Below are 24,008 nucleotides of genomic sequence, written 5' to 3' on the forward strand. Positions count from 1 at the left end.
ACTATGACCGGCTTCGACGTCCACGACCACCGCCACGAGCTGAAACAGCTCCGCGATTCGGGCGCGACGAGCCTCTGGGAGAACCGCGAGGAGATGACGTGCCCCGTCTGCGACGACGTCTTCTCGCGGCTGTTCGTCACTCGGCAGACGGGAACGACGTTCCCTGAGAACGACGGCGCGCGGTTCTGCCTGCTCCGCGACGGCGACGCCGTCTACCTGTTCAGACACTGAGCGCACAGGCGATCGGGTATACGGAGCGTCGGCTCCGTTGAAATCCCTTCTTCAGACGTACATTCGCCTGAAACGGCTGGTCGCTGAGGAGTGCGAATTGATCGCTGAGAACCCTCCCAGCTTGAGACGAACCGACTACGCACTCGCGGGGGCGCTGTCGGCATCGCCGTCATCGACGAGCGGGTAGTCGATGTGGACTTCGATGCGGTCGAACGGGACGACCGGTTGTATCGCGCCGCCGGGGCCGCCCTCTTCGAGCGTAAGGATACCCAGGACTTCCAGCTGCTTCAGGTCAGAGTGGACGTCGGATACGTCCCTCTCGACGAGCCGCGCCGCTTCGCGCATGCTTTCGGGAGCTTCCTCGGCGATCGCTCGGATGAGATTCAGGCGGAGCGGGGTGAGACTGTCGACGAAGTCGTCGTAGGTTCCGAACTGGAGCGTCGCCGTTCCGTCCTGGTCGTCCTCGACGTTCTGGACGAACTGGAGTGCGTCCTCACGGAGCTGTTCTCGGTCGCCGACGGTGATGTGGAGTGTGGTCATGGTCGGGGTGGCGGTGGCTCGGGTGGTGTTCGATCAGTGCGGTCGGGGTGGGTCGCCGCCGACAGCGTCCCAGTACTCGTCCGCACTCGCCCAGAACTCGACGAGGCCGGCTTCGACATGTGTGTACTGGAAGAACGGCTCTGAGGGCATCCTGTACGTGTTGAGATACCACCCAACAGCATAAGCGTTGGGCAGAAGTCCAACACCGAACGGGAACAATGCGAGCGCGGTGGACAGTTCCGAAGTCCAAGCAGCGAGGTTGTACAATGCTGTCATTACTTATAAACCGACGATCGTCACGAACCCCACCGAAGCCCTAGTCGCTCATTTATAAGACGTTGAGGCAGGCCAGCGAGGAACACCACCGAAGCCCCAGCCGCGAGGCGGGCGCACGCTCGCTGCGCTCCTCGTCGCTCGTTTCACTCGCTCCTGCGGTGCTTGCGTCGCCTGCGCCCGCCTCGCGGCTGCCCCTTCGAGTCCCGCCCCGCACTGCTCCGCACAGCGCCTCACGCCTCCCCAGCCTCGTCGGTCGCCTCCGCGTTGCTCCGGCGACCGACTCCCTCGCACGCGCTCCTCGCGGCCGCCTTCGGCGGCCACTCGGAGGCGCGCGCCACCGCACCGCAGATCGGTCCTTGCTCTCCCTGTATTGAGCGCGATTGGGCCGGAATATCTCACTTATTACGGATCTCAGCGGATCCAGGGCGGCTCAGTCGTCGCCCACGGGGTCGACGCCGGGGTCGGGGTCGTCAATGTAGCGCTCGGTCCACGTGCCGCGGGAGAACCACGCGACGCCGACGACCGCGCCGAGGACGTTGCCGAGCGCCATCCCGACCCAGACGCCGGTCTCGCCCCAGCCGGCGACGAACACGAGGTACGCCACGCTCGCGACCCGGCCCACCCAGAGGGTGAGGATGGAGATGACCATCGCGGTCTTCGTGTTGCCGGCGCCGCGGAACGCGCCTAAGATCACCTGCGAGACGCCGATGAAGGCGAACTCGACCGACCGGATACGGACGTACTCGACCGCGTACGAGATCGTCGCGGGCGCGTCCGGCACGTCGCCGAGGAACGCCCCCACGATCGGCTCGGTGAACGCGACGGCGACGACCGCGACGAGGAACATCACCCCCGCGCCTGTCGTGGCGGCGAACTTCACCGCCTTGGCGGCGCGGTCGGCCCGGTCCGCGCCGAGGTTCTGCCCGACCATCGTGTCGATAGCGCGGCCGAGCCCCATCGCGGGGAGGAAGACGAGCGAGATGAGGCGGTTGCCGAGGCCGTACGCCGCGACGACGGGCGGCGAGAAGGTGACGATCATCGCGGTGAGGGTGATCATCGCGAGCGCGCTCGTCGTCTGCTCGACGCTGGAGGGGAGCCCGAGCCGGAAGATGTCCCGGATGAAATCGAGGTCCGGGACGAGGTGGCCGAAGGTCACGTCGGGACCGTAGCCGGTCCCGAACAGGATCCAGAGCCCGATAGCGGTCGCGACGCCGCGCGAGAGGATCGTCGCGAGCGCGGCGCCCTGAATGCCGATCCCGGTGATCCCCGTCGCCGAGAGCAGGGTCGCCTCCAGCGCGACCGGGTCGAGCGCGGCGACGCCGGGCACCGCGGCGAGCCACCCGAACAGGGGGTTCCCCTCGAACCCGAAGATGAAGAACGGGTCGAGCAGGACGTTCAGGAGGACGGAAATGAACATGACCGCCATCGGCGTCCGCGTGTCGCCGTAGCCGCGCATCAGCGCCGAGAAGACGAAGAAGCCGAACATCAGGGGGATCCCGGCGAAGATGACCTCCATGTAGTCGGCCGCGAGGGGGATCACGGTCGCCGCGGTGTCCGCGTCGCTCGGCAGGATCTCGAGCGCCGGACGGGTGTAGAAGTAGCCGCCGATCCCGATGAACACGGACAGCACCGAGACGGTGAAGATGGTCTGTCCCGCCACGAGCCCGGCGGACCCCTCGCCGTCCGCGCCGGTGTACTGCGCGACGAGGATCGCGCCCGCGGTCGTGAACCCGCCGGCGACCGCGATCAGCAGGAAGATGAGGGGGAACGCGAGGCTGATCGCGCCGACGGCCTCCGCGGAGAGCCGGCCGAGGTAGAGGGTGTCGACGATGTTGTACGTCACCTGCAGCAGCTGGATGACGACGATCGGCCACGCGAGGCGGAACAGCGGTCGGAGGAGGCTCCCCTCGGTGATCGACTCGTCGTCGAGCGGGCCGTCGTCGTCGCCGGGGCCACCGGACGGACCGGCGACGGGGCCGTCCGGCGGGTTGCCGGATGGGCCGTCGGGCGAACCGTCGTCGGATGGGCCGTCCGGATCGGCAGCGGGCTCGTCGCTCACTGCCGTACAAACGCCGGGGGCGCTCTATCAGGCTTCCGATCCGGTCACTGTCCCGCCCCGCCGCCGCTCAAGTCGTCGCGGTCGCTCTCGGCGTCGTCGCTGAGGTCCGGGGTGGCGGCAGCGGGCGCGTCGGGGCCGACGCCCTTCGGCGTCCCGGATCCGGCGTCGACGCGGGCGACCCCGGAGGTGTCGTCGAAGACGAGGTGCCGGTGCGGGTACGCCATCGTGACGTTCGCGTCCGGGTCCCCGAGCCGCTGGCGGATCTTCGTGTTCACGTCCGACTGGACCTTCGCCAGCTTGTACGGCTTCTTCACCCAGTAGCGGAGCCGCAGGAGGATCCCGTTGTCGCCGAACTCGTGGAGCCGGCAGTCGGGGCCCGCCATGTACCGCGCCACGCCGATGCGGATGTCGGGCCCGCCGTCGATGACGGCGTCGCAGTCGCGCGCCGCGCGCTCGATGCGGCGGCGCGCCTCCGGGACGTCGCTCTCGTAGGTGACGAGGACGTCGATCGACCGCCGGGTGCGCTCGTCCTCGGCCGAGAGGTTCGTGACGTCGCGCTCGCGCATCGTTCCGTTCGGCACCACGAGGAAGGTGTTATCGAGGGTGAATATCTTCGTGTACCGGATCGTGATGTCCTCGACGAACCCCGTCGTCCCGTCCTCCAACTCGATCATGTCGCCGATCTCGAACGGCTGGTCGGCGAGGACGAACACGCCGTTGATGAAGTTCCCCACCAGCGGGGCGAGGACGATACCGATGACGGCCGAGAACACCGCCGTCCCGAGGAGGAGGTCCGAGAACTGGAATCCGACCGCGCCGAGCCCGACGAGCAGCGCGGCGCCGATCGTCCCCACCCGGACGCCGCGAACGATCGTCTGCGCGACGCTCTGTCGCGACACGCGGCGCGCCACCGGCCGGCCGATCAGTCGGACGAGGAAGTTGGCGACGACGACGCCGACCGCGACCGACGCGAGGACCGTCAGCACGCTCGTTCCCGGTAGATCCGCGAGCCGAGAGCCGAGGCCGGCGAGCCGCGAGACGACCCCCGCGATCGGCGTCTCCTCCGGGAAGACCATGGGAATCCGCGGTCGGCCATCCGAAAAAGCGTTTCTCCCCGTGGCGATCGGGGGGCGAGAGTGCGGGCACAGCGATCGACGGCCCCCCGAACGCGAGCCTCGGGGCAACCACTATGGCCCGGCTGAGCGAAGGGGAAGTATGTCTCGACCGCCCGCGGACCCGACGACACCGAGGTTCAGCGTCGAACACGACACCGAGCCGGGCGAAACCCTGATAGCCGGCTTCTCCTCGTTCGGGCTCGCCGGCCTGACCGCCGTCGACTACCTCGTCGACGACCTCGACTTCGAGGAGACCGGCCACGTCCGGATCGACGGCGCCCCGTCGATCACGCCGTTCACGAGGGGGACGCCGCGGCACCCGATCCGGCTGTACACCGACGCGGACCGCGAGATCACGGTCCTGGTCGCCGAGCAGTTCGTCCCGCCGTTCCTCGGCGAACTGCTCGCGGACGCCCTCCTCGACTGGACGGAGGCGAACGGGGTCGACGAGATCGCGGTGTTAGCGGGCGTTCCCGTGGCACACGGTCCCGACGCGCACCGCACCTTCCACGTCGCCACCGAGGACTACCGCGACGCGCGCCTCGGCGACGGGGTCGACGTCCCCGCGATGGAGTCCGGGTTCCTCGACGGGGCGAACGCCGGCCTGCTCGAACGCGGCATCGACTCGCCGCTCGGCGTCGGGGTGCTCGTCACGCCGGTCCACGCGCAGGCGCCCGACGTCGACGCCGCGGTGCGGCTCGTCGACACGGTCGACGCGATCTACGACCTCGGCGTGGACGCGGCCCCGCTGGAGGCGTTCGCCGAGGCGATCCGCCGCCGCTACGAGGACCTCGCCGAGCGGATGGAAGAGCGGGAGCCCGAGGGGAGCTACGACCGAATGTACATGTAGCCGGTCGCCGGTCGCCGGGCCGAGGACCACGCTCCGAAAACGCGTACAACTCGACTCATAGTAAAAAGCTATAATCCCCGCCCCCGTTCGTCGGATTATGACAGACGATCTCCGCGACACCCTCGACCGCGTCGGGGACCGGTTCAACCTCGGCGAGTACGAGATCGACGCGTACCTCGCGGTGTTGGAACACGGGGAACTGACGGCGAGCGACATCGCCGACCGGACCGACATCCCGCAGCCGCGCGTGTACGACACCGTGCGGAGCCTCTCGGACCGCGGGCTCGTCGAACTGCGCGAGTCGCGGCCGATGAAGATCGTCGCGGTCGACCCCGACGACGCCTTCGGCGACCTGCGCTCGTCGTTCGCGGAGATGGTCGACGAACTGGAGGCGCGCTACACCGCGCCGACCCGCGAGACCGAGGCGGTGTCGCTCGTGAAGTCGCGCTCGACGATCCTCCGGTACCTCGAGGAGGTGATCGCGAACGCGGAGTACGAGCTCGCGCTGTCGCTCACCCCCGGCCTCCTCCGGCGGTTCCGCGACGAACTCGCCGCGAAGGTGGCCGAGGGGGTCAGCGTCGAACTGCTCGTCACGCCCGCGTCGAACGCGCCCGACCCGGCGGAGTTCGACTACCTGGAGGTCGCGACCATCGCGCGCGCCCGACGCGGGATCACCACGCCGGTCCTCGCGGTCGGCGACGGCGAGTACTCCGTCTACGCCACGCAGGACGCCTTACGCGACGACCGCGAGCGCTACGGCGTCATCTTCAACCGCTCCGCGCTCGGCTTCCTCGTCTCCGGCTTCTTCGGGACGGTCCTGTGGACGACCGCCGAGACGCTCGCCGCCGACGGCGAGGAGCGGCCCTTCCCGCGCCGCTACGCCTCCATCCGCCGCGCCGTGAAGGACGTCCGCGAGTTCGACGGCGAGGAGTTCTACGCGACCGTCGAGGGGCGCGACATCGAGACCGGCGAGGAGGTGACGGTCCGCGGGAAGGTGGTCGACGTCGCGTTCGTCGACACGGAGGAGGTGGCCTCGCTCGTCGTCGAGACCGAGAGCGGCCGCGTCGAGATCGGCGGCCGCGTCGCCGCCTTAGAGGACGTCGAGGGCCAGGAGATAGTCATCGGCCGCGACGAGCCGCCGGCGCTTTGAGGCGGGGTCCGGACTCCCGGAGGTCGCCGTTCAAGTGTGCGCGGCCCGAAGCGACCCCGTGACCGACGACCCGTTTTCCGACGACGCGTTCTCCGACGACGACCGAGAGGTGCCGACCGTCTCGTGCGAGCGGTGCGACCGCGAGTGGGTTCTCGACCGCGAGGTCGACGACCTCGACCCGGGGAGCCACGCGATCGAGCAGTTCGCGCTCGACCACGAGCGTCACACCGGCCACTACCCGGACGGGGTGACCCCGTGGATCGCTCGGTGCGACCGCTGTCCCGACGGCGAGCGGTTCCTCGCGGAGCGACCCGCGCGGCGCTGGGCGCGGACCCACGCTCGACACACGCGACACACCGTCCGCCTCGAACCGCCGACGGGCGCGGGCGAAACCGTCTCCGCCGAGGGGACCGGAGACCGGTCGTAGGAGCGTCACCCTCGTCGGCGCCTCGCTCCCGTCGACGCCTCGCTCCCGCGCGCTCTCTCTCCCGTCGACATCTCGTTCCCATCTCCACCTCGCCCTCGCCGACGGCTGACGGCGACGGCGGATCGCCTCCGACTACACCCGTTTTGCGCGCTCTCTGTGGCGGTAGGTGGCTTCGTACAGCTCCTCCCACGCGTCCTCGTCGAATCCGTCGGCTCGGATCGCTTCGAACCGCGTGAGTTCAGTCAGTACGTGACACGCTCGGCACTGCGCGATTCCGTGGTACCTGCGCACCTCGACGCCGATGTCGGGGTGTTCCGCCTCCACCTCGACCTGTCCGTCTCGGGCTCGGAACTCGGCTTCGCTCCCGCAGCCCGGGCACCGGTACTCGGTCCGCCCCACCGCGTCGCCGGAGTACGGAGCGGTGATCTCCCTGTGGTAAGCGAGCGCGGACGCCAGTACCTCCCGCTCGTCCGCGGAGAGTTCGATCTCGATGGGCCCGTTCTCTCCGTCCGCGAGCACCTCGTTGAACACCCGACAGAGCGTCTCGTACCGTTCGTCGTCGTTCATCGTCGTTCCGAACCCGTGGCGTTCCAGAGAGACGAGTCCTCCGGTTCCGAGCGTCTTCGCCGGCCGCCGTCACCGCACGGGGATCGCGATGGCCCGCCACACCGACAGCGTATTTACGTCGGGGGTCCCACCGGTCTGACATGACGCTCGTCGTGGTTCCGGTCCGATTTCCTCCCTCGTCGCACTCGGCGGCGACGCTCCGAGAGGCGGCTCGCATCGCCGAGGAGCGCGGCGCCGACCTCACGATCCTCCACGTCGACTTATATCAGCGCTCGGGAGGCGTCTCGCGCAGCGACCTCAAGCGCGCGGTCGAAGAGCGGATCGGCCGGGTCGACCGCGCGCGCTACGTCGTCCGCCGCGGCTTCCTCGTCGAGGAGACGATCCTCGAAGAGATCGTCGCCGAGGGCGCAGACGTCGTCGTCATCGGCTCCAAGCAGGCCGGCCGGTGGCGGCGGATGGTCCAGAAGCTGCTCTCCGACCCGGACATCGACTCGTTCCTCCGCGGCGAGCTCGACTGCACCGTGATCACCGTCGGCGCCGACGGCGAGACCACGGGCGAGGAGGCGGACGGCGGCGACGAGGGCGACGTTCCCCTCCCGAACGACGGCGACGACTGAGCGCGTCCCGCTCGGATCACTCCGCGACCTCGTACCGCCGCTCGTACTCGATGACGGTCGCCACCCGGCCGGCGACCCCCTCGCCGAACTCGCGCTCGACGAGATACAACGCGAGGTCGATCCCGGAGGTGACCCCGCCCGCGGAGAGGAGGTCGCCGTCGTCGACGACGCGCGCGTCGACGACCTCGGCGCCCGACTCACGGAGCTCCTCGATCGCCGAGGCGTGCGTGACCGCCCGGCGGCCGTCGGTGATCCCCGCCTCCGCGAGCAGCATCGACCCGGTACACACCGAGGCGATCCGCGTGCCGGCCTCGTGGTGCGCCGCGAGCGCGCGCGGCACGTCCCCCTTCCGCGCCTCGGCCCACGCGCTCGCGTCCTCGTCGCGCGCGCTCCAGCCGCCGCCGGGGACGACCAGCAGGTCGGGCGCGTCGTCGGCGTCCGGATCGGGAAGGATCCCGTCCACGCCCACGCGAGTCCCGTGGCTCGCGGTCACCCGATCGCGCTCGTCGAGCGTGACGTACCGGACGCGCCCCGCCCTCGTCGGCTCTCCCCGGTCGTCGTCCCGCTCGGCCGCGTAGCCGAACGCGTAGTCGAACACCTCGTACGGGCCGATACCGTCGAGCTCGTCGAACCCGTCGTACACCAGAATATCGACGTCCATACCGCTCGGGAGGGTGGCGGACGGCTTGTGCGTTCCCCTCCCGCCGACCCCGCGCCGTCGCGCGGCCGACGCGGCGACGAGTCAGTCGTCGGCGAACGCGGCCGCGACTCGCTCGATGTCGCTCGCGACCCGCTCCGGGTCGAGCCGCTCGCCGCGGTACGCGCGCTCGACCACCCCGTCGGGATTGACGAGCATGGTCACGACGATGTGGGTGAAGTCGTACCCCGGAAGCCGGTCGCTGTCGGTCGTCTGCTCGAAGCCGATCCCCAGTTTGTCCTCGACCACGGCCTTCGCGCGCTCGGGCGTCTCTGGACGGAGGTAGAGCCAGTTGCCGGCGTCGAGGTCCGCGCCGATCGACGCGGCGTTGTCGCGCAGCGCGGCCGCGTCGTCGCGCTCCGGATCGAACGTTATCGGGACGAAGTACACGTCGTCGGTCAGTCCCGCCTCCGCGACGCGGCGCTGGACCGTCGCCCACTGGCGGAGCAGGATCGAACACTCCGCGGGACAGAAGGTGAACACGCCGGTCACGAGGGCGGTCCGGTCGAGTTCGTCGCTGTCGAACGTCTCGTCCGCGAGCGGGGCCGGGAGTTCGAACGACGGGAGCGATTGCCCGTACGCGGGGTACGCGAGGTCCTCGCTGTCCGCGATCTGGTCCTCCTGCGGGTCGAGCGCGACGCCGTCCGGGCTCTCGCCGAACAGGCGAGAGGTACAGCCCGCGACCGAGCCGGCGGCGGCCGTTCCGACGCCGGCGAGCAGCGTTCGTCGCTTCATGCGCGAGTGAAGGGGCGAGCGGCGCATAACGCGTCTGGTGCGATCGACGAACGGACGCGACGCGGCCCGGCGAGAGCGAGCGGGCGGCGGCGCGGCCCGGCGGGTCGTCCCTCAAAGCGGCGCGTAGTACGGGATCGGCGGATGCGGCAGCGGGACGCCGAGCGTCGCGAGCCCGTGCTGGAGGGGGACGTACCCGAGCGCGACGAACGCGACCCCGAGGACGCGGTGGAACCGGAGCCGCGTTTCGAGGCGCATCGACTGGAATGCCGTCCCGAACAGTAGCATCGCCGGCACCGTCCCGAGGCCGAGGACGCCGAGCGAAACGGCGCCCCCGAGCGCGCTCCCCTGAACGAACGCGTAGAGGAACGCGGGGTACAAGAGCGGACACGGGAGGAATCCGTGGGCCGCACCCAGTCCGAGGATGCGCCAGTCGCGGACCCACGCGTCGACGCGGGCGACGATCCGCTCGCTCACCGCGGCCGCGACCCGGTCGAACCCCGGGATCGGGACGGACTCGAACTCGAGTCGGAGCGCGTAACGAACGCCGACGGCGACGATCATCCCGCCGACGGCGATTCCGGTGAGCGCGTGGACGTCGTCGGCGACGGTCGTCACCGTCCGTCCCGTGACGAACGCGACGCTCCCGGCGAGCCCGAAGAGGCCCCCGAGGACCGCGTAGCTCGTCGCCCGGCCGAGGTTGAACAGCGCGTGCTGGCGGACCTGCCGCACGGTGAGGTCGTCGTCCCGCCCGCGCCCGCCGGCGGCCTCCCCGGACCGCATCCGGTCGGCGTAGGTGGTGACGAGCGGCCCGCACATGCCGAGACAGTGGGCGCCCCCGAGCAGCCCGACGAGGAGGAAGACGCCGAGGCCCAGCGAGTCGGTCGCGTAGAGGGAGCCGCTCGGCTCGCAGGTCGCCGGGTCGGCGGCGGCGAGGAGCGGACGGAGCGCCGCGGCGCTGACAGCGTACATATCGGCGAAACGGCCCGGAGGCCGCTAACCGATCTGGTGCGATCGGCGAACGGACGAGACCGACCCCGGACGGGGCCAGCCCGTGAGGGAGCCGAGGCGGCCCGCCCCCCGGGCGGCGTCGACGCCGTCACTCCTCGGCGTCGAAGAGCGAGTCGACCGTGCGGACGAAGCGGTCGACGAGCCGGTCGGGCAGCGACGGCGACACCTCGTCGAGGAGCGCGGCCGTCCGCCCGGGACGCGCCAGCGAGACGGTCATCGGTCTGTCGGGCGACTTCTCGACGATCCCGTGGTCGGCGAGCGTCGAGACGTGCCACGACACCGTGCTCTTCGCGAGGTCGAGGTCGTCCGCGAGCGCCCCCGGGCGAGTCGGGCCGTCCACGTGGAGGCGGACGACGATCTCGCGCGCCGTCTCGCGCCTGAGGAACGCGAGGGTCCGGCGGTCCCACGCGTCGACGTCCGGATCGAAGTAGTGGGCGCGCCCGCCGATCCGCTCGACCGCCAGCTCGCCGTCGCGGACGAGTCGCCGGAGGTGGTACTGCGCCTGCCCGGTCGCGATGTCGAGGTCGCGGCCGATCCGGTTGAAGTGGACGCCGGGAGTCTCGCGGACGTGGCGTCGGATCCGGGATCTGGTGTCCGACATTCGTGGCTGTCCGTCCTACCCTCGCGCCGAATAAAAGGCGCCCGCGCGGTCTCCCCGTCTGGGAACGTCGCGGGGGAACGGCTTCTTATCGGTCGCGTCCCAAGGACCGCCGTGGCGCAGTCGCTCTCGGGGTCGGTACCGGCGCTCGCCGGGTGGTCCGTAGAGGGGTCGCTCCCCATCTTGGCGGTCGTGATCGCCGCCGGGCTCGGAACGACTCTCCTCTTCGCCGTCAGCCTCGCCGCGTACCGTCGGCGGCGGCGGGCGCAGTACCGACTGATCGCCCTCGCGGTCGGCGCGCTCCTCGCCCGGTCGGTCGTGGGCGCCGGCACGGTCCTCGGCGTCGTGCCGATGCCGGTCCACCACCTCGTCGCGCACAGTCTGGACTTCCTGATCGCCGCGCTCGTCCTCTACGCCGTGTACGCCCACGCGCCCGGGGCCGTCGGCGACGACGCCGCCTCGGACTGAGTCGGGCGTCGCCTCGGACCGAGCGCCGGCGTCGCCGCGACGCGCCTACCGACGGAGCCGCTCGCGGAGCCTCTCCGCCGCGACGTCGACGCGCGGCCCGAAGGCGACCGCGGCGACCGCCGCGACGGCCCCGAGGACGCTCCAGCCGACGAGCGAGGCGGCCGCGAGACCGGTGTCCACGAAGCCGCCCTCCGGCGCGAAGGCGACCCCGATCACGTGTTCGAAGACGAGCCCCCTGAACGCCCCGTTGGGGGTGAACGCGATGGATTCCGCGATCCCCCCCGCCGGCGCCCCGGCCGACAGCGACCGGAGCACCGCGAGGTCGCCGCCGAGGACCCCGGCGAGCAGCGCGAGCACGCCGAGCGCGACCGCGCTCCGCCGGCTCGTCGCGATCGTGGACACCGCCGCCGACAGCGAGAGGTACGCCGCGCCGAACGGGACGACGAGCGCGACGAAGCGGACGAAGAGGACCGGCGAGTCGACGCCGGCGTGCGTCGCGAAGATGCCCGTGTCCGGGGCGGCGGTGAGCCAGACGTACGCGCCGACGAGCGCGAACGGTCCGCCGACGAGCGCGACGAGCGCGACCGTCCGCGCCAGCAGCACGCCGAGGACGTACGCGGCCGCGCTCACGGGATAGGTCCGGATCACGGCGAGTTCGCCGCTCGCGGCGTCGGCGAACAGCGCGCGGTACCCCAGCACGACCGCGAGCAGCGGGACCAACACCTCCGTCGGTAAGAGCAGGTCGACGACCGCGGGCACGAACCCGGTCGCGCCGCCGCCGCCGACCGCGACGAGCCCGCCGAGGACGACGAGCAGCCCGAGCGCGAGGACGGCGTAGCCGGGAGTCCGCCGCACCGTGACCAGCTCGCGACGGAACACGAGCCAGACGCCGTCGAACGGGGTACTCATCGGTCGGACACCCCCGCGACGTGGACCGACTCGTCGCCGTCGCGCTCCGCCTCGCCGCCGTCGTCTCCCCGTGCGAGGGCGTCGGCGTCGCCGGCGACGGCGCGGTACAGTCCGTCCACGTCGTCGACCTCGTGCTCGTCGAGGAGCCGTTCGCGGGGCCCCGCCGCGGCGATCCGTCCGCGGCGGAGGACCACGACGGCGTCCGCGTGCGCGTCGACGAGGTCGAGGTCGTGCGAGCTGACGACGACCGCTGCGTCGTCGCCGGCGCGGGCCGCGGCGCGGAAGGCCCGCTCCCGCATCTCCGGATCGAGCCCGCTGGTCGGCTCGTCGAGGACGACGACGGCCGGGTCGCCGAGCGTCGCCTGCGCGATCCCGAGCAGCCGCCGCATCCCGCCGGAGAGCGCCTCGACGCGCTTGTCGGCGGCGTCGGCGAGCCCGACCGCCGCCAGCGCGGCGTCCGGGTCCCCGTCGACGAGCGCCGCGTAGAAACCGAGCGTCTCGCGCGCGGTGAACCCGTCGCGGAACGGGACCCGCTGCGGGAGGTAGCCGACGCGCTTCTCGGAGCCGGAGCGCGGGCCGCCCTCGGGGTACCGGACGGCCCCGTCGGTGGGCTCGACCGCGCCCGCGAGCACCCCGAGGAGCGTGGACTTGCCAGAGCCGTTGGGGCCGACCACGGCGGTGACGCCCGCCTCGACCGACAGCGAGACGCCTTCGAGGACCGGGACGCCGCCGTAGGCCCGCGTGACGCCGTCGACCGCGGCGAGCGCGCGCTCGCTCATTCCGCCCCCTCCGCGGTCGCCGTCGGTCGTACCGAAGGCGTCACGCTCGCGTTTCCGGCGGCCCCGTGCGCGGACCGCCAGTCGCCCCGAACCGGCCCGTCGTCGGCGTTCGCCCCCGTGACCGCGTCGATCCGGTCGGGGTGGTACGGCGCCGCCGCGGGGACGGGGTCCATGATGCTCCCGGAGCGCGCGCCGGGGACGGTCCCGCGGAGCCGGTCGAGCAGCCGCGCCGCGGGCGACTCGCGGACCGCGACCGCGCTCGGATGGCGGTGGAGCGCGCCGTCGACGGGCGAGGTCGGTCGGTACGCCCGGTCGCCGGCCGCGCGCGGGCCGACGTTCGCGCCCTCCCAGTAGTTCCCGCGGTCCCCGTCGGCCCACACGCGCAGGGCGCCGGCCCCGGCGTCGGCGTGGTCGTCGTTCCCGACGAAGTCGTTCGCGACGATCCGGCTCGACGGCACGACGGTCGTCGCGCGCGCCCCGAGTCCGTTGTCGACGACGACGTTGTGTTCGTACAGCGACCCGCGGGCGCTCGTGGAGAACCCGAGGTCGTTGCCGACCACCGTGTTGTAGCCGATATAGGTCCGGGTCCCCGAGGCCTGGATCCCGGCGCTGGAGTTGCGGACGTCGTTACCGACGATCGCGTTGCCGGCCGGCCGCGTCATCACGGTGATCCCGGCGAACAGCTCGTTCCGGAAGGCGTTGTCCGCGACCAGCGCGTCGCCGGTGTACATGAGGTGCGTCCCGTACCGGTTGTCGACGAACGTCGAGTTCCGGACGACCGAGCCGTCCGCGCGGTGGAGGTAGATCCCGTCGCGGCCGCCCTCGAACCGGCTGTCGGTGACGGTGACGCGCGACTCCATCCCGGTGACCCCCATGAATCCCTCCTGCCACTCGTCGGTCCCGTCGACGAGGAGCCCCGTCGCGGTCGCGTGCGAGCCCTCCCGGAGCAGGAGCCCGCTCGCGTCCGTGTCGACGGCGACGTCGTCGACGACGAGCCCCGGCGCGCCGACCGCCTTGACCCCGGCGTCGCCGTGGCCGTAGCCGAGCTGGATGTTCGTGTCCCACGTTCCGCCCTCCGGGTCGCGGGACTCGCGGGCCGCGTCCGGGTCGCGGGTGCGGTTCCCCGTGCCCGCGATTCGCATCCCCGTGAGCGCCACGTCGGGCGCGCGGACGGTGATCACCGACCCGGTCCCGTTGCCGACGACGCGGGTCGTCTCGGTCCCGTTCCCCGGGCCGCGGTTCGTCTCCGCCCCGCCGCGTCCGCTGCCCGCGCCGGCGATCGTCACGGACCGGTTCACCGTCACGGTCTCGTCGTACGTCCCGGGCGGGACGCGGACCGTCGTGTTCGGCGGTGCGGCCGCGACCGCGGCGTCGATGGTGGGGGCGTCCTCGCCGACGACGACGGAGACGGGACGGTCCGCGCGCCGCTCCGCCGCCGCGAGCCGCTCGTTCGCCGCCCGCCAGCGCTCCGGCGCGAGCGACCGCACGGTCGCCGCGGAGTCGACGTCGAACGACCGGGTCCGGACCGCCTCCCAGCCGACGACCGACCCGCCGTGGTCGTCCGCGAACGCCGCCGCCGCCTCGCCGTCCCGGAAGGGGACGACGACCTCGCCGGACGGGCCCTCGGCGTCGCTCCCGACGACGTACCGGGCCTCACCGACCGGCGTCCACCCGCCCGCGCCGGTCGCGGAGAACAGCCCCGACTCGGTCGTGCCCGGGTCCCTGTGGTCGAACGTCTCGACGTACGCGACGAGCGGGTAGCCGAACTGCCGCTCCGTCCGGCCGTCCCGCCGCGAGTCGACGAACGAGGCGACCCCGTTGTAGCCGACGACGTACTGGAGCTGCGAGTAGAACACCTGGACCCGCGGGAGGGTCGCGTCCCCGGCCATCAGCGCGTCCGTCTCCGAGGAGAGCCCCAGCTCGACCGCGTCGTCGAACCGCACCGGCTCGGGGACCGACTCGCTCGGGTCCGCGGCGAACGCGCCGGCGGTCGCGACCGCGGCGAGCGCGACGACCGCGACGACCGCGAGGCGGAGGCGACGCGACCGGGCGGTAGCGGGGTCGAAAACTGCCACGCGAACCTTTCGATCGGCGGCGACTTAGGGCGTTTGGTTCGTTCCTCGAACGCGGCTTTGAACGCGTCCAGAGGTGCTAAGAGGCCGGTACTCCAACTACGATTATGACGAAAGGCGACCCGTCGACCCCTACACCCGCCAGCTCGGAGAGCGTCCCGCGGCGACGCCTGCTCGCCGGAATCGCCGCCGCCGGGATCGGTTCCGTCGCCGGCTGCGCCGGCGGCGGGTCGAACTCGATCGCCCCCGTCTCCATCGACGACGATCAGGCCTGCGACCAGTGCGGGATGATCGTCGCCGACCATCCCGGGACGGTCGGGCAGGTCCACTTCGAGGACGACGAGCCGGAGGGCGGTCGCCCGGCGCAGTTCTGTAGCGCCACCTGTACGTACACCTACCGGTTCGACGCCGAGGGCGAGGGACGGACGCCGCTGGCGACGTTCCTCACCGACTACTCGGCGGTCGAACAGGAGGTCTTCGAGCAGGGCGGCGACACGATGTTCTCCTCGCACGTCGAGAGCGAGGCGTTCGCCCGAGAGTCGGCCCTCACGGTCGTCGCGCGCAGCGAGGTGATCGGCGCGATGGGGCCGGACCTGATCCCGTTCAGCGACGACGGAGACGTCGACGAGTTCGTCGCGGAGTACGGCGGCGAGGCGATGCCCGCGACCGAGGTGGAGCGGTCGACGCTGGAAGCCTTATAAAAGACGGAGGTCGACGGAAGCGATTTATAAAAGCGTGAGCGGACGGAGAGAAGGGTATATAAACAGACCGCGGAAGGCGGCCGCGCTCGGGCTCGGTCCGCCTACTCCGCGGCGCCCCACTTCTCGACGCGCTTCGGGCGGTCCGAGACCGCCATCACGTCGAGGTCGTCGCCCGCGCGGTCGAGGGCTTCGAGCGCCGCTTTCGCCGACGCGTGCGTCGAGAAGTAGGTGATCTCCTCCTCGACGGCGACCTCCAGCAGGTCGCGCTGGCGCGAGACGATGAGGTCGAGCTCGCCGCGCCGCGCCGCCTCGATGAGGTCCGTCGCCTCGCTCAGCTCGAAGTGCTCGGCGTACCCGTCGACGAGCGCCTCGCCGGCCTCTGTTCCCGGGTCCGGGAACTCCTCGGCCGAGAGGTCGACGACGGCGGTACCGGACTCCGGGATCGGCTTCCCGGTGGAGTCCTGCGCCTTGTCGTACGCCTTGCCGAAGGAGGTCGCCGTGCCCATCACCTCACCGGTCGACTTCATCTCGGGACCGAGCCGCGGGTCCGAGCCCGGCAGGCGGTCGAACGGCAGGACGACCTCCTTCACGGAGCGGTGTTCGGGGATCTGCTCGTCGACGTCGAGGTCGGCGAGCGTCAGGTCGTCCGTCATCACCTTCGCCGCGAGCTTCGCGATGGGGACGCCCGTCGCCTTCGAGACGAACGGGACGGTGCGCGAGGAGCGCGGGTTCGCCTCCAACACGTACACCTCGCTGTCGGCGTCGCTCTCGACGTCCGTCACCGCGAGCTGGACGTTGAGCAGGCCGACCGTGTCGAGCGCGCGGGCGATGTCCTCGGTGACCTCGCGGACCCGGCCGAGCGTCTCGTCGCCGAGCGAGCGCGGCGGGATCATGCACGCGGAGTCGCCCGAGTGGACGCCCGCGCTCTCGACGTGTTCCATCACGCCGCCGAGGAGGACGTCCTCCCCGTCGGCGACGGCGTCGACGTCCAGCTCGACCGCGTCGTCGAGGAACTGGTCGACGAGGATGGGCTTGTCCGGCGAGACGCGGACCGCCTCCTCGATGTACTCCTCGAGCTCCGCGTCGTCCTCGACGACCCGCATCGCGCGGCCGCCGAGCACGTAGGAGGGGCGCACGAGGACCGGGTAGCCGATCTCGTGGGCGAGTTCGAGCGCCTCGGCCTCGCTCGTCGCGGTGCCGCCCTCGGGCTGGGCGACGCCCATCTCGTCCATCAGGACGTTGAAGCGGTCGCGGTCCTCCGCGAGGTCCATCGCCTCGACGCTCGTGCCCAGAATCTCGCAGTCCAGCCCGCGGCGCTCGATCTCCTCGGCGAGCGGTTCGCCCACGTTGACGGAGGTCTGCCCGCCGAACTGGACCATCACGCCGTCGGCGCCGGTCGTCTCGATCACGTCGGCGACCTCCTCCGCGGAGATGGGCTCGAAGAAGAGTCCGTCGGAGGTGTCGTAGTCCGTCGACACCGTCTCCGGGTTGTTGTTGATCACGTGCGCGTCGATGCCCAGCTCGCGGAGCGCGCGCACCGCGTGGACCGCGCAGTAGTCGAACTCGACGCCCTGCCCGATGCGGATCGGGCCGCCGCCGACGACCACGACGCTCTCGACGTCGGGGTCGACGCGGACCTCGTTCGCCGCGCCCGCGGTGTCGGCGCCCTGGAGGAACTCCGGCAGCCGCGCGGAGTAGTAGTAGGGCGTGGACGCCTCGAACTCGCCCGCGCAGGTGTCGACCTGCTTGTACGTGCGGTCGGGGACGCTCGCCTCGATTTCGCCGACGTCGGCGTCGACGCCGCCGGCGGCCGCGACCGAGGCGATCTCCGCGTCTGTGCGGCCGACCATCGCGGCCTCGGTGAAGTCGCCCTCGGCGGCCGCGGCGGTACCGTCGGCGACCTTCTCGAAGCGCTCGACGTACCAGCGGTGGATGCCGGTGAGGTCGATCACGTCGTCGACGGAGTAGCCGCGGTCGAACGCCTCGAACATCGCGTACGGGCGGTCCGGGCTCGGGCGTTCGAGGTACTCGGACTCGAGCTCGTCGTCGCCGACCTCGTCGAAGTCGACGGCGGGGTCGTACTCGGAGGAGCGCAGCGCCTTCACCATGCTCTCCTCGAACGTCCGGCCGATCGACATCGCCTCGCCGGTGGACTTCATCGCCGTGCCGAGCTCGAAGTCCACGTCGTCGAACTTGTCGATGGGCCAGCGCGGCACCTTCGTCACCACGTAGTCGATGGCGGGCTCGAAGGCGGCGGTCGTCTCGCCGGTGATCTCGTTGTCGATCTCGTGGAGCCGCTTGCCGAGCGCGACCTTCGCCGTGACGCGGGCGATCGGGTAGCCGGTCGCCTTCGACGCGAGCGCGGAGGAGCGGGAGACGCGCGGGTTCACCTCGACGACGCGGTACTCGCCGCCCGGCGTGCCGTCGTCGTGCCACGCGAACTGGATGTTACAGCCGCCCTGGATGCCGAGGTCCCGAATGACTTCGAGCGCCGCGTCGCGCATCTCTTGGTGGCCGTCGTCGGGGATCACCTGCGAGGGAGTGACGACCGTCGACTCGCCGGTGTGGATCCCCATCGGGTCGATGTTTTCCATGTTGCAGATGATGATACAGGAGTCGTCGGCGTCCCGCATCACCTCGTACTCCAGCTCGACCCAGCCCGAGATGGACTCGGTGATCAGCACCTCGCTGTTGCGCGAGAGGCGGAGCCCCTTGCGGACGCGCTCGACGAGCTCCTCGAAGTCGTCGACGACGCCCGAGCCGGAGCCGCCGAGGGTGTAGGTCGTGCGCGCGATGACCGGGAGCCCGCCGACCGCGTCGACCGCGTCCTGAACGCGCTCGCGGAAGTACTCCTCGTCGAAGTCGGTGACCGACTCGTCGTCGTCGAGGGAGATGGTGGTCGACTTCGGCACCGGCTGGCCGAGGCCCTCCATCCGCTGGCGGAACAGGTCGCGGTCCTCCGTCGCGTAGATGGTGTCGAGCGGCGTCCCCATCACCTCGACGTCGTGCTCCTCTAAGATCCCCTCCTCGGCGAGCTCGGCGGTGACGTTGAGCCCGGTCTGGCCGCCGAGCCCCGCGATGACGCCGTCCGGCTCCTCGATGCGGATGACCTCCGCGATGGCCTCGGGCGTGATCGGCTCGATGTACACCCGGTCGGCCGTCTCGGGGTCGGTCATGATCGTCGCGGGGTTCGAGTTCACCAAGACGACGCGAGCGCCCTCCTCCTGGAGGGCGCGACACGCCTGCGCGCCGGAGTAGTCGAACTCGGCCGCCTGTCCGATCTGAATCGGTCCGCTGCCGATAAGTAGAATCGTCCGGTCCTCGCTCATTACGCGGACGAAATACGCTCATCGTAATAAGGCCGGCGGTAGAGTACGAATCTCGCAGCGAGTTTGCGATTTTCGCAAGACACGACATGCCACGGTGGTCGGTACGACACCACATGATTCTCCCGCCGCTCCGTATCGGTGAGCTGAGAGGCCCACCACAAGGGATTTATCGATATGTCAGAAATCCGGGACCGACATGCGCTGTTCCCGCCGCCGTGCCCTCCGACTGCTCGGCGCCGCCGGCGCGACCGCCGCGACGGCCGGGTGCCTGAGCCCCGGCGACCTCGATTCGTACGCGCTCATCGCCGACGAACTGGACCTGTCGTCGATCGGCCGACCCTACCTGTGGCCCGACCCAACGGTCATCGACGCCACGACCCGCGTCGATTTTGCGACCGAGGCCAAGACCGCGTCCCTCTCCGAGCTGTTCGAGACCGGAGAAGTGACCGTCGAGCAGTGGCCCCTCGTCGGCCCCGACGAGTGGGGAACCGAGACCCGCCCGCGACCGACGTTCCTCGAACGCGACGGGATCTTCTACGAGGTCCGGATCGTGGAGGAGCGCGTCCTCGAACGCGATCGGTGGCACTTCGCGCTTGACCGGACCGACGAGACGCCGCCCGACGGCGCGGCGGTCGCGGAACCGCCCTTCGACCTCTCCGAGCAGGACGAGCGCGTGTTCGACGCCGCGCTCGACGCCGTGTACGCGGGCAACGACGGCTTCCTCGGCGACCCCCAGTTCGACGAGCTCCAGACCGTCGAGTTCCACCACGGGCTCGACGCCGACGCCAGCGCGCTCGTCCCGTCGCCGCCGTTCGAGTTCGTGGAGTACAGCGACGAATTCTTCCGAGCCGTCACGGAGCGGCGGACCGTCGACGTTCCGGAGTGGACGTACGCGACCACCGAGATCAGCGACTCCCGGAGCGAGTTCACGTCGTACGCGCGGGACGCGATCGTCGAACGCGACCTGAGCGAGGTCGGACTCTCGGACTCGGCCGCCGGCGTGTTAGACGACGCCATCGCCGAGGAGCCGCGCCGCTACGAGGAGGGCGCGCCCCCGTCCGAGAAGCTCGACGAGGCTCTCGGCGCGCTCGGCATCGCCGGCGACCTCGAACCGATCGAGGGCTACGACGAGCGGGTCGACTTCCGGAACGTCGTCGTCGAGTACCGAGACGGCGTCTATCGGTTCGATCTGATCGTAACGCCGTAGGAGGCTCGCGGACCGTCGCCGGCCGACCGCACACCGCCCCCTCGACGCGGGCGGAGGCGTCTCGGACGCCGAGCCGCCCTCAGGTCTCGAGCCGGTACCGGTACGGCTGGCCCGCGATGACCTCGACCTCGCCGCGCTCGGCCCGCCGCCCCAACACGGTGGCGATCCGGTGCGGGCTGTCGATCGCCTCGCAGTCGTCGCACTCCTCGACGAGTGCGAGGATCTCCCGCGCCGTCAGCGGCTCGTCGGCCTCGGCGAGCACGCCGCGGATCCGGTCGAACCGGTCGTATTCGCCGGCGCTCATGCGTCTTACGTACGGTCTCCGAACATATAGGGTTCAGTGAGACAGAAGTCGGACGATTGTCTGACAGGAGGCGTGAGACGGCCGTTATTCGGCGTTTTGGCGGCTCCCGAGAAACGTCGGCGGAGGGTTCCGTCCCGAACTCAGGCGTACGGGTCCTCGGCCTCGAGGTCGCGCTCCGCCCGGTACTGCTCGACGAACTCGCTCACGTCGAACTCGACCATCTCCCGCTCGAACGCCGACAGCGCCTCGTCGTCGTCCGCGTGGCTCACGGCGTGTTCCATCAGCTCGACGACGAGCTCGACGACGATCTCGTGGAGCCGGCGGGAGTCGAACTCGGTCACCCAGACCATCGCGTACCCCACGTCGGCGTTCTCGCTGGCGTCGTGGGAAACGACCGCCTCCGGGAACTCCTCTAAGACGACGCCGAGCAGGTGCGGCGTGTCGAACTCCGGCATCTCCTCGCTGGTCGTGTCGATCGCCTCGCGGAGGACCTCGACGAGGAAGTCCGGGAGGAACCGCTCGGGGGGGTGGACGTCCATCACGACCGCGTGGGTCTCGCCGCAGGCGCACTCGTACTCGCGCATCCCGAGGTCCAGTTCGCCGACGCCGACCGTCTCCCCGCAGGGTAGCTCCAGCGCGTTCTCGTCGCCGCCGGGGACGCGGGGCTGAGACATACCTCCGTTTGGTCGCTGTCGAGGTTAAAAGGAGCGGAACCGCCTCGTCACGCGGGCCGTGACCGGCTCACTCGCGGTTCTCTTCGGCGTCGCTCTCGTCGTGACTTCCTTCGGCGCTGCTCTCGTCACGGCCGTCCGCTCCGTTCGCGTCGTCCGCGTCGTCCGCGTCGTCCGCGTCGTCCGTTTGGCCGACTTCCTCGGGCTCGTCGCTCCCGCCGTGCGTCTCAACCTCCGCTTCGACTTCGATCTCGATCCCGTTCGCCTCGTACGTCGCTTCGAGGACCTCGGCGTCCTCGCGTTCGATCTCTAATTCGTCCCGGTCGACCTCCACTTCGACCTCCACGTCGACGGTCACCTCGTCGGACATGGCGCCCGCTACGCGCGCGAGATCCAAAAAACGTCCCCGCAGGAAAGCCGGGTCGGCGGCGCTACTGGAAGCCGATCCGGCCGCCGGTGTCGCGGAGCGACTCGCCGCCGCCGCCCTTGAACTGCTCTCTCACGTCCTCGTAGTACGCGAGGATGTCGTCGTTGATCGTCGGGCGCACCGACTCCATCGCGCGCCGGAAGTGCTTCATCTCCACCTCCTCGGCGTCGTCGTCGTCGCGGAGCGCCTCGATGGCGGCCTCGCGGGCGATCCCCTCCAAGTCGGAGCCGACGTAGCCGTCGGTGATCTCCGCGACCTCCCGGAGGCTCACGTCGGGCGCGAGCGGCGTGTTCTCGGTGTGGATGTCGAGGATCTGCTCGCGGCCCTCCTGGTCGGGCTGGCCGATCATCACGAGCCGGTCGAACCGCCCCGAGCGCAGCAGCGCCGGGTCGATCATGTCCGGCCGGTTGGTCGCGCCGATGACCATCACGTCGCCCATGTCTTCGAGGCCGTCGAGCTCGGTCAGGAGCTGGTTGACGACGCGCTCGGAGACGTTGTTCCCCATCTCCTGCCCCCGAGAGGGCGCGAGGCTGTCGAGCTCGTCGAAGAAGATGATCGTCGGGCTCACCTGCCGGGCCTTCCGGAAGGTCTGTCTGATCGCCTTCTCCGACTCGCCGACCCACTTCGAGAGCAGCTGCGGTCCCCGCACCGAGATGAAGTTCGCGTTCGTCTCGTTGGCGACAGCCTTCGCCATCAGGGTCTTCCCGGTGCCGGGCGGGCCGTACAGCAGCACGCCCTTCGGCGCGTCGACGCCCATCCGGTCGAACTTCTCCGGCGAGGTGAGCGGCCACTCCACCGACTCCTGGACCTGCTGTTTGGCGTCCTCCAGCCCGCCGACGTTGTCCCACGAGATTTTGGGGAGCTCGACGAGCACCTCCCGCATCGCCGACGGCTCCACCTCGTTGAGGGCGCCCGAGAAGTCGTCGCGCTTGACGATCATCCGGTCGATGAGGCTCGGGGGCACCTCCTCCTCGTCGAGGTCTATCTCGGGGAGGTAGCGCCGCAGCGCCTTCATCGCGGCCTCCTTCGTGAGGCTCTCGATGTCGGCGCCGACGAAGCCGTGCGTCTCGTCCGCGAGGTGATCGAGGCTCACGTCGTCCGAGAGCGGCATCCCGCGGGTGTGGATCTGGAGTATCTCCTTCCGGCCCACCTCGTCGGGGACGCCGATCTCGATCTCGCGGTCGAACCGCCCGGGGCGGCGGAGCGCGGGGTCGACGCTGTCGACGCGGTTCGTCGCCCCGATGACGATCACCTGTCCGCGCGTCTCCAGCCCGTCCATCATCGTCAGCAGCTGGGCGACGACGCGGCGCTCGACCTCGCCGGTGACGTCCTCGCGTTTGGGTGCGATCGAGTCGAGCTCGTCGATGAAGATGATCGAGGGCGACTCCTCTTTGGCGTCCTCGAATATCTCCCTGAGCTGCTGTTCGGACTCGCCGTAGTACTTCGAGATGATCTCGGGGCCGGCGATAGAGAAGAACGAGGCCGACGTCTCGTTGGCGACGGCCTTCGCGAGCAGGGTCTTCCCCGTGCCCGGCGGGCCGTGGAGCAGGACGCCCTGCGGCGGCTCGATCCCGAGCTTCGAGAAGATCTGCGGGTGTTTCATCGGCAGCTCGACCATCTCGCGGACGCGCTGGATCTCCGACTGGAGGCCGCCGATGTCCTCGTACGTGATTCCGCCGCCGGTCTTCTCGAACCCGGAGATCGGCTCCTCGCGCAGTTCGACCTCCGTGTCCTCGGTGATGAGACAGACGCCGTCGGGCTCCGTCTCGACCGCGATCAGCGGGATCGCCTGCCCGGGCGACCGCATGAACGGGTGGTTCGTCGAGGACATCACGGGGACGATGTCACGCTCGACGACCGGCCGCTTGAGGATCTGGCGTTTCACCATGCCGGCGGCGTCGGAGCCGAACTGGACCGACGCCTCCTCGGGCGGGGCCAAGACGAGCTTGTCGGCCTTCTCGGCCTCGGCCTTCCGGATGGTGACGCGCTCGCCGATGCCCACGTCGGCGTTCTGGCGGGTGAAGCCGTCCACGCGGACGGTGTCGGTGTTCCAGTCCTGGCGGTCGGCGCGCCAGACCTTCGCGGCGGTCGTCTCCGCGCCCTCTATCTCGATGATGTCGCCGGGCGAGAGCTTCAGGTGTAGCAGGGTGTCGGGGTCGAGTCGGGCGATGCCGCGCCCCGAGTCGTTCGGGTACGCCTTCGCCACTTCGAGTTGGACTTCGTTCATGGTTCCTCGCGGGGGATGGTCGTATCTGGACCCGGTCCGGGAAT

General features: G+C 70.6%; 25 protein-coding genes. 8 read left to right on the top strand and 17 right to left on the bottom strand.

Annotated elements, in window-relative coordinates; genetic code table 11:
• Nucleotides 1–3: 3 nt before the first annotated feature.
• The gene (locus tag DVK07_RS09800; RefSeq protein ID WP_121596879.1) at nt 4–231 is read left to right on the top strand and encodes a flagella cluster protein; all 228 of its coding nucleotides are present in this window, start codon (nt 4–6) and stop codon (nt 229–231) included.
• A 135-nt stretch (nt 232–366) separates the two neighbouring features.
• On the opposite strand, the gene DVK07_RS09805 is transcribed toward DVK07_RS09800, so the two are convergent.
• From DVK07_RS09805 to DVK07_RS09820, 4 genes are all read right to left on the bottom strand, one after another.
• Nucleotides 367–771, bottom strand: coding sequence for a transcriptional regulator (locus DVK07_RS09805; RefSeq protein WP_121596880.1), 405 nt, complete (start codon nt 769–771; stop codon nt 367–369).
• A 33-nt stretch (nt 772–804) separates the two neighbouring features.
• Complete coding sequence (locus tag DVK07_RS09810; protein WP_121596881.1) at nt 805–1,047, bottom strand: hypothetical protein; 243 nt, start codon at nt 1,045–1,047, stop codon at nt 805–807.
• Between the two features lie 430 nt (nt 1,048–1,477).
• Nucleotides 1,478–3,106, bottom strand: coding sequence for an MATE family efflux transporter (locus tag DVK07_RS09815; RefSeq protein WP_017344634.1), 1,629 nt, complete (start codon nt 3,104–3,106; stop codon nt 1,478–1,480).
• A gap of 44 nt (nt 3,107–3,150) precedes the next feature.
• On the bottom strand, nt 3,151–4,182 hold the full coding sequence (locus tag DVK07_RS09820; protein WP_121596882.1) for a mechanosensitive ion channel family protein: 1,032 nt from the start codon (nt 4,180–4,182) through the stop codon (nt 3,151–3,153).
• Nucleotides 4,183–4,321: 139 nt separating this feature from the next.
• On the opposite strand from DVK07_RS09820, the gene DVK07_RS09825 reads away from it, so the two are divergent.
• The 3 genes from DVK07_RS09825 (at nt 4,322) to DVK07_RS09835 (ending at nt 6,648) form a co-directional block, all read left to right on the top strand.
• A complete protein-coding gene (locus tag DVK07_RS09825; RefSeq protein WP_121596883.1) occupies nt 4,322–5,071 on the top strand; it encodes a proteasome assembly chaperone family protein in 750 nt (249 codons plus the stop codon).
• Between the two features lie 97 nt (nt 5,072–5,168).
• Entirely contained in the window at nt 5,169–6,221 is a 1,053-nt protein-coding gene (gene trmB, locus DVK07_RS09830; protein WP_121596884.1) for an HTH-type sugar sensing transcriptional regulator TrmB, read from the top strand.
• Between the two features lie 58 nt (nt 6,222–6,279).
• Nucleotides 6,280–6,648 (top strand): hypothetical protein, encoded by a 369-nt coding sequence (locus DVK07_RS09835; protein ID WP_199719463.1) that lies wholly within the window; start codon nt 6,280–6,282, stop codon nt 6,646–6,648.
• Nucleotides 6,649–6,780: 132 nt separating this feature from the next.
• On the opposite strand, the gene DVK07_RS09840 is transcribed toward DVK07_RS09835, so the two are convergent.
• Entirely contained in the window at nt 6,781–7,215 is a 435-nt protein-coding gene (locus tag DVK07_RS09840) for a hypothetical protein (RefSeq protein WP_121596886.1), read from the bottom strand.
• A 140-nt stretch (nt 7,216–7,355) separates the two neighbouring features.
• Between DVK07_RS09840 and DVK07_RS09845 the strand changes: the two genes are divergently transcribed.
• Nucleotides 7,356–7,832: a universal stress protein gene (locus tag DVK07_RS09845; protein ID WP_017344640.1), complete on the top strand. Its 477-nt coding sequence runs from the start codon at nt 7,356–7,358 to the stop codon at nt 7,830–7,832.
• A gap of 16 nt (nt 7,833–7,848) precedes the next feature.
• Here the strand turns inward: DVK07_RS09845 and DVK07_RS09850 are convergent, their stop codons facing one another.
• The 4 genes from DVK07_RS09850 to DVK07_RS09865 form a co-directional block, all read right to left on the bottom strand.
• The gene (locus DVK07_RS09850) at nt 7,849–8,493 is read right to left on the bottom strand and encodes a DJ-1/PfpI family protein (RefSeq protein WP_121596887.1); all 645 of its coding nucleotides are present in this window, start codon (nt 8,491–8,493) and stop codon (nt 7,849–7,851) included.
• A gap of 81 nt (nt 8,494–8,574) precedes the next feature.
• On the bottom strand, nt 8,575–9,264 hold the full coding sequence (locus DVK07_RS09855) for an SCO family protein (RefSeq protein WP_121596888.1): 690 nt from the start codon (nt 9,262–9,264) through the stop codon (nt 8,575–8,577).
• Nucleotides 9,265–9,375: 111 nt separating this feature from the next.
• Nucleotides 9,376–10,233, bottom strand: a complete 858-nt coding sequence (locus DVK07_RS09860) for a sulfite exporter TauE/SafE family protein (protein WP_121596889.1) — start codon at nt 10,231–10,233, stop codon at nt 9,376–9,378.
• Between the two features lie 127 nt (nt 10,234–10,360).
• Nucleotides 10,361–10,873 carry a helix-turn-helix domain-containing protein gene (locus DVK07_RS09865; RefSeq protein ID WP_121596890.1) on the bottom strand — a complete coding sequence of 171 codons (513 nt, stop codon included), beginning with the start codon at nt 10,871–10,873 and terminating at the stop codon, nt 10,361–10,363.
• A gap of 111 nt (nt 10,874–10,984) precedes the next feature.
• Here DVK07_RS09865 and DVK07_RS09870 point away from each other — a divergent pair, with 111 nt between their 5' ends.
• The gene (locus DVK07_RS09870; protein WP_017344645.1) at nt 10,985–11,338 is read left to right on the top strand and encodes a hypothetical protein; all 354 of its coding nucleotides are present in this window, start codon (nt 10,985–10,987) and stop codon (nt 11,336–11,338) included.
• A 45-nt stretch (nt 11,339–11,383) separates the two neighbouring features.
• On the opposite strand, the gene DVK07_RS09875 is transcribed toward DVK07_RS09870, so the two are convergent.
• Genes DVK07_RS09875 through DVK07_RS09885 form a run of 3 tightly spaced genes read right to left on the bottom strand, consistent with a single transcriptional unit; the run spans nt 11,384 to nt 15,101 of the window.
• Complete coding sequence (locus DVK07_RS09875) at nt 11,384–12,247, bottom strand: copper ABC transporter permease (RefSeq protein WP_121596891.1); 864 nt, start codon at nt 12,245–12,247, stop codon at nt 11,384–11,386.
• Nucleotides 12,244–13,026, bottom strand: coding sequence for an ABC transporter ATP-binding protein (locus DVK07_RS09880; protein WP_121596892.1), 783 nt, complete (start codon nt 13,024–13,026; stop codon nt 12,244–12,246). The genes DVK07_RS09875 and DVK07_RS09880 overlap by 4 nt, the downstream gene beginning before the upstream one ends.
• On the bottom strand, nt 13,023–15,101 hold the full coding sequence (locus tag DVK07_RS09885; protein ID WP_121596893.1) for a NosD domain-containing protein: 2,079 nt from the start codon (nt 15,099–15,101) through the stop codon (nt 13,023–13,025). The genes DVK07_RS09880 and DVK07_RS09885 overlap by 4 nt, the downstream gene beginning before the upstream one ends.
• 104 nt (nt 15,102–15,205) lie before the next feature.
• On the opposite strand from DVK07_RS09885, the gene DVK07_RS09890 reads away from it, so the two are divergent.
• Nucleotides 15,206–15,799, top strand: a complete 594-nt coding sequence (locus DVK07_RS09890) for a nitrous oxide reductase accessory protein NosL (protein WP_121596894.1) — start codon at nt 15,206–15,208, stop codon at nt 15,797–15,799.
• A gap of 101 nt (nt 15,800–15,900) precedes the next feature.
• Here the strand turns inward: DVK07_RS09890 and carB are convergent, their stop codons facing one another.
• Complete coding sequence (gene carB, locus DVK07_RS09895) at nt 15,901–19,128, bottom strand: carbamoyl-phosphate synthase large subunit (RefSeq protein ID WP_121596895.1); 3,228 nt, start codon at nt 19,126–19,128, stop codon at nt 15,901–15,903.
• Nucleotides 19,129–19,324: 196 nt separating this feature from the next.
• Between carB and DVK07_RS09900 the strand changes: the two genes are divergently transcribed.
• A complete protein-coding gene (locus DVK07_RS09900) occupies nt 19,325–20,335 on the top strand; it encodes a hypothetical protein (protein WP_121596896.1) in 1,011 nt (336 codons plus the stop codon).
• Between the two features lie 79 nt (nt 20,336–20,414).
• On the opposite strand, the gene DVK07_RS09905 is transcribed toward DVK07_RS09900, so the two are convergent.
• The 4 genes from DVK07_RS09905 to DVK07_RS09920 all read right to left on the bottom strand — a co-directional run bounded on the left by DVK07_RS09905 (nt 20,415) and on the right by DVK07_RS09920 (nt 23,964).
• Nucleotides 20,415–20,639, bottom strand: coding sequence for a hypothetical protein (locus DVK07_RS09905; protein ID WP_121596897.1), 225 nt, complete (start codon nt 20,637–20,639; stop codon nt 20,415–20,417).
• Between the two features lie 140 nt (nt 20,640–20,779).
• A complete protein-coding gene (locus DVK07_RS09910) occupies nt 20,780–21,313 on the bottom strand; it encodes a DUF5815 family protein (protein ID WP_121596898.1) in 534 nt (177 codons plus the stop codon).
• A 67-nt stretch (nt 21,314–21,380) separates the two neighbouring features.
• Nucleotides 21,381–21,680: a hypothetical protein gene (locus DVK07_RS09915; RefSeq protein WP_121596899.1), complete on the bottom strand. Its 300-nt coding sequence runs from the start codon at nt 21,678–21,680 to the stop codon at nt 21,381–21,383.
• 61 nt (nt 21,681–21,741) lie between these two features.
• Complete coding sequence (locus DVK07_RS09920) at nt 21,742–23,964, bottom strand: CDC48 family AAA ATPase (RefSeq protein ID WP_121596900.1); 2,223 nt, start codon at nt 23,962–23,964, stop codon at nt 21,742–21,744.
• Nucleotides 23,965–24,008: the final 44 nt, after the last annotated feature.

The sequence above is a fragment of the Halorubrum sp. Atlit-26R genome (genome assembly GCF_003666015.1).
GTDB lineage: Archaea > Halobacteriota > Halobacteria > Halobacteriales > Haloferacaceae > Halorubrum.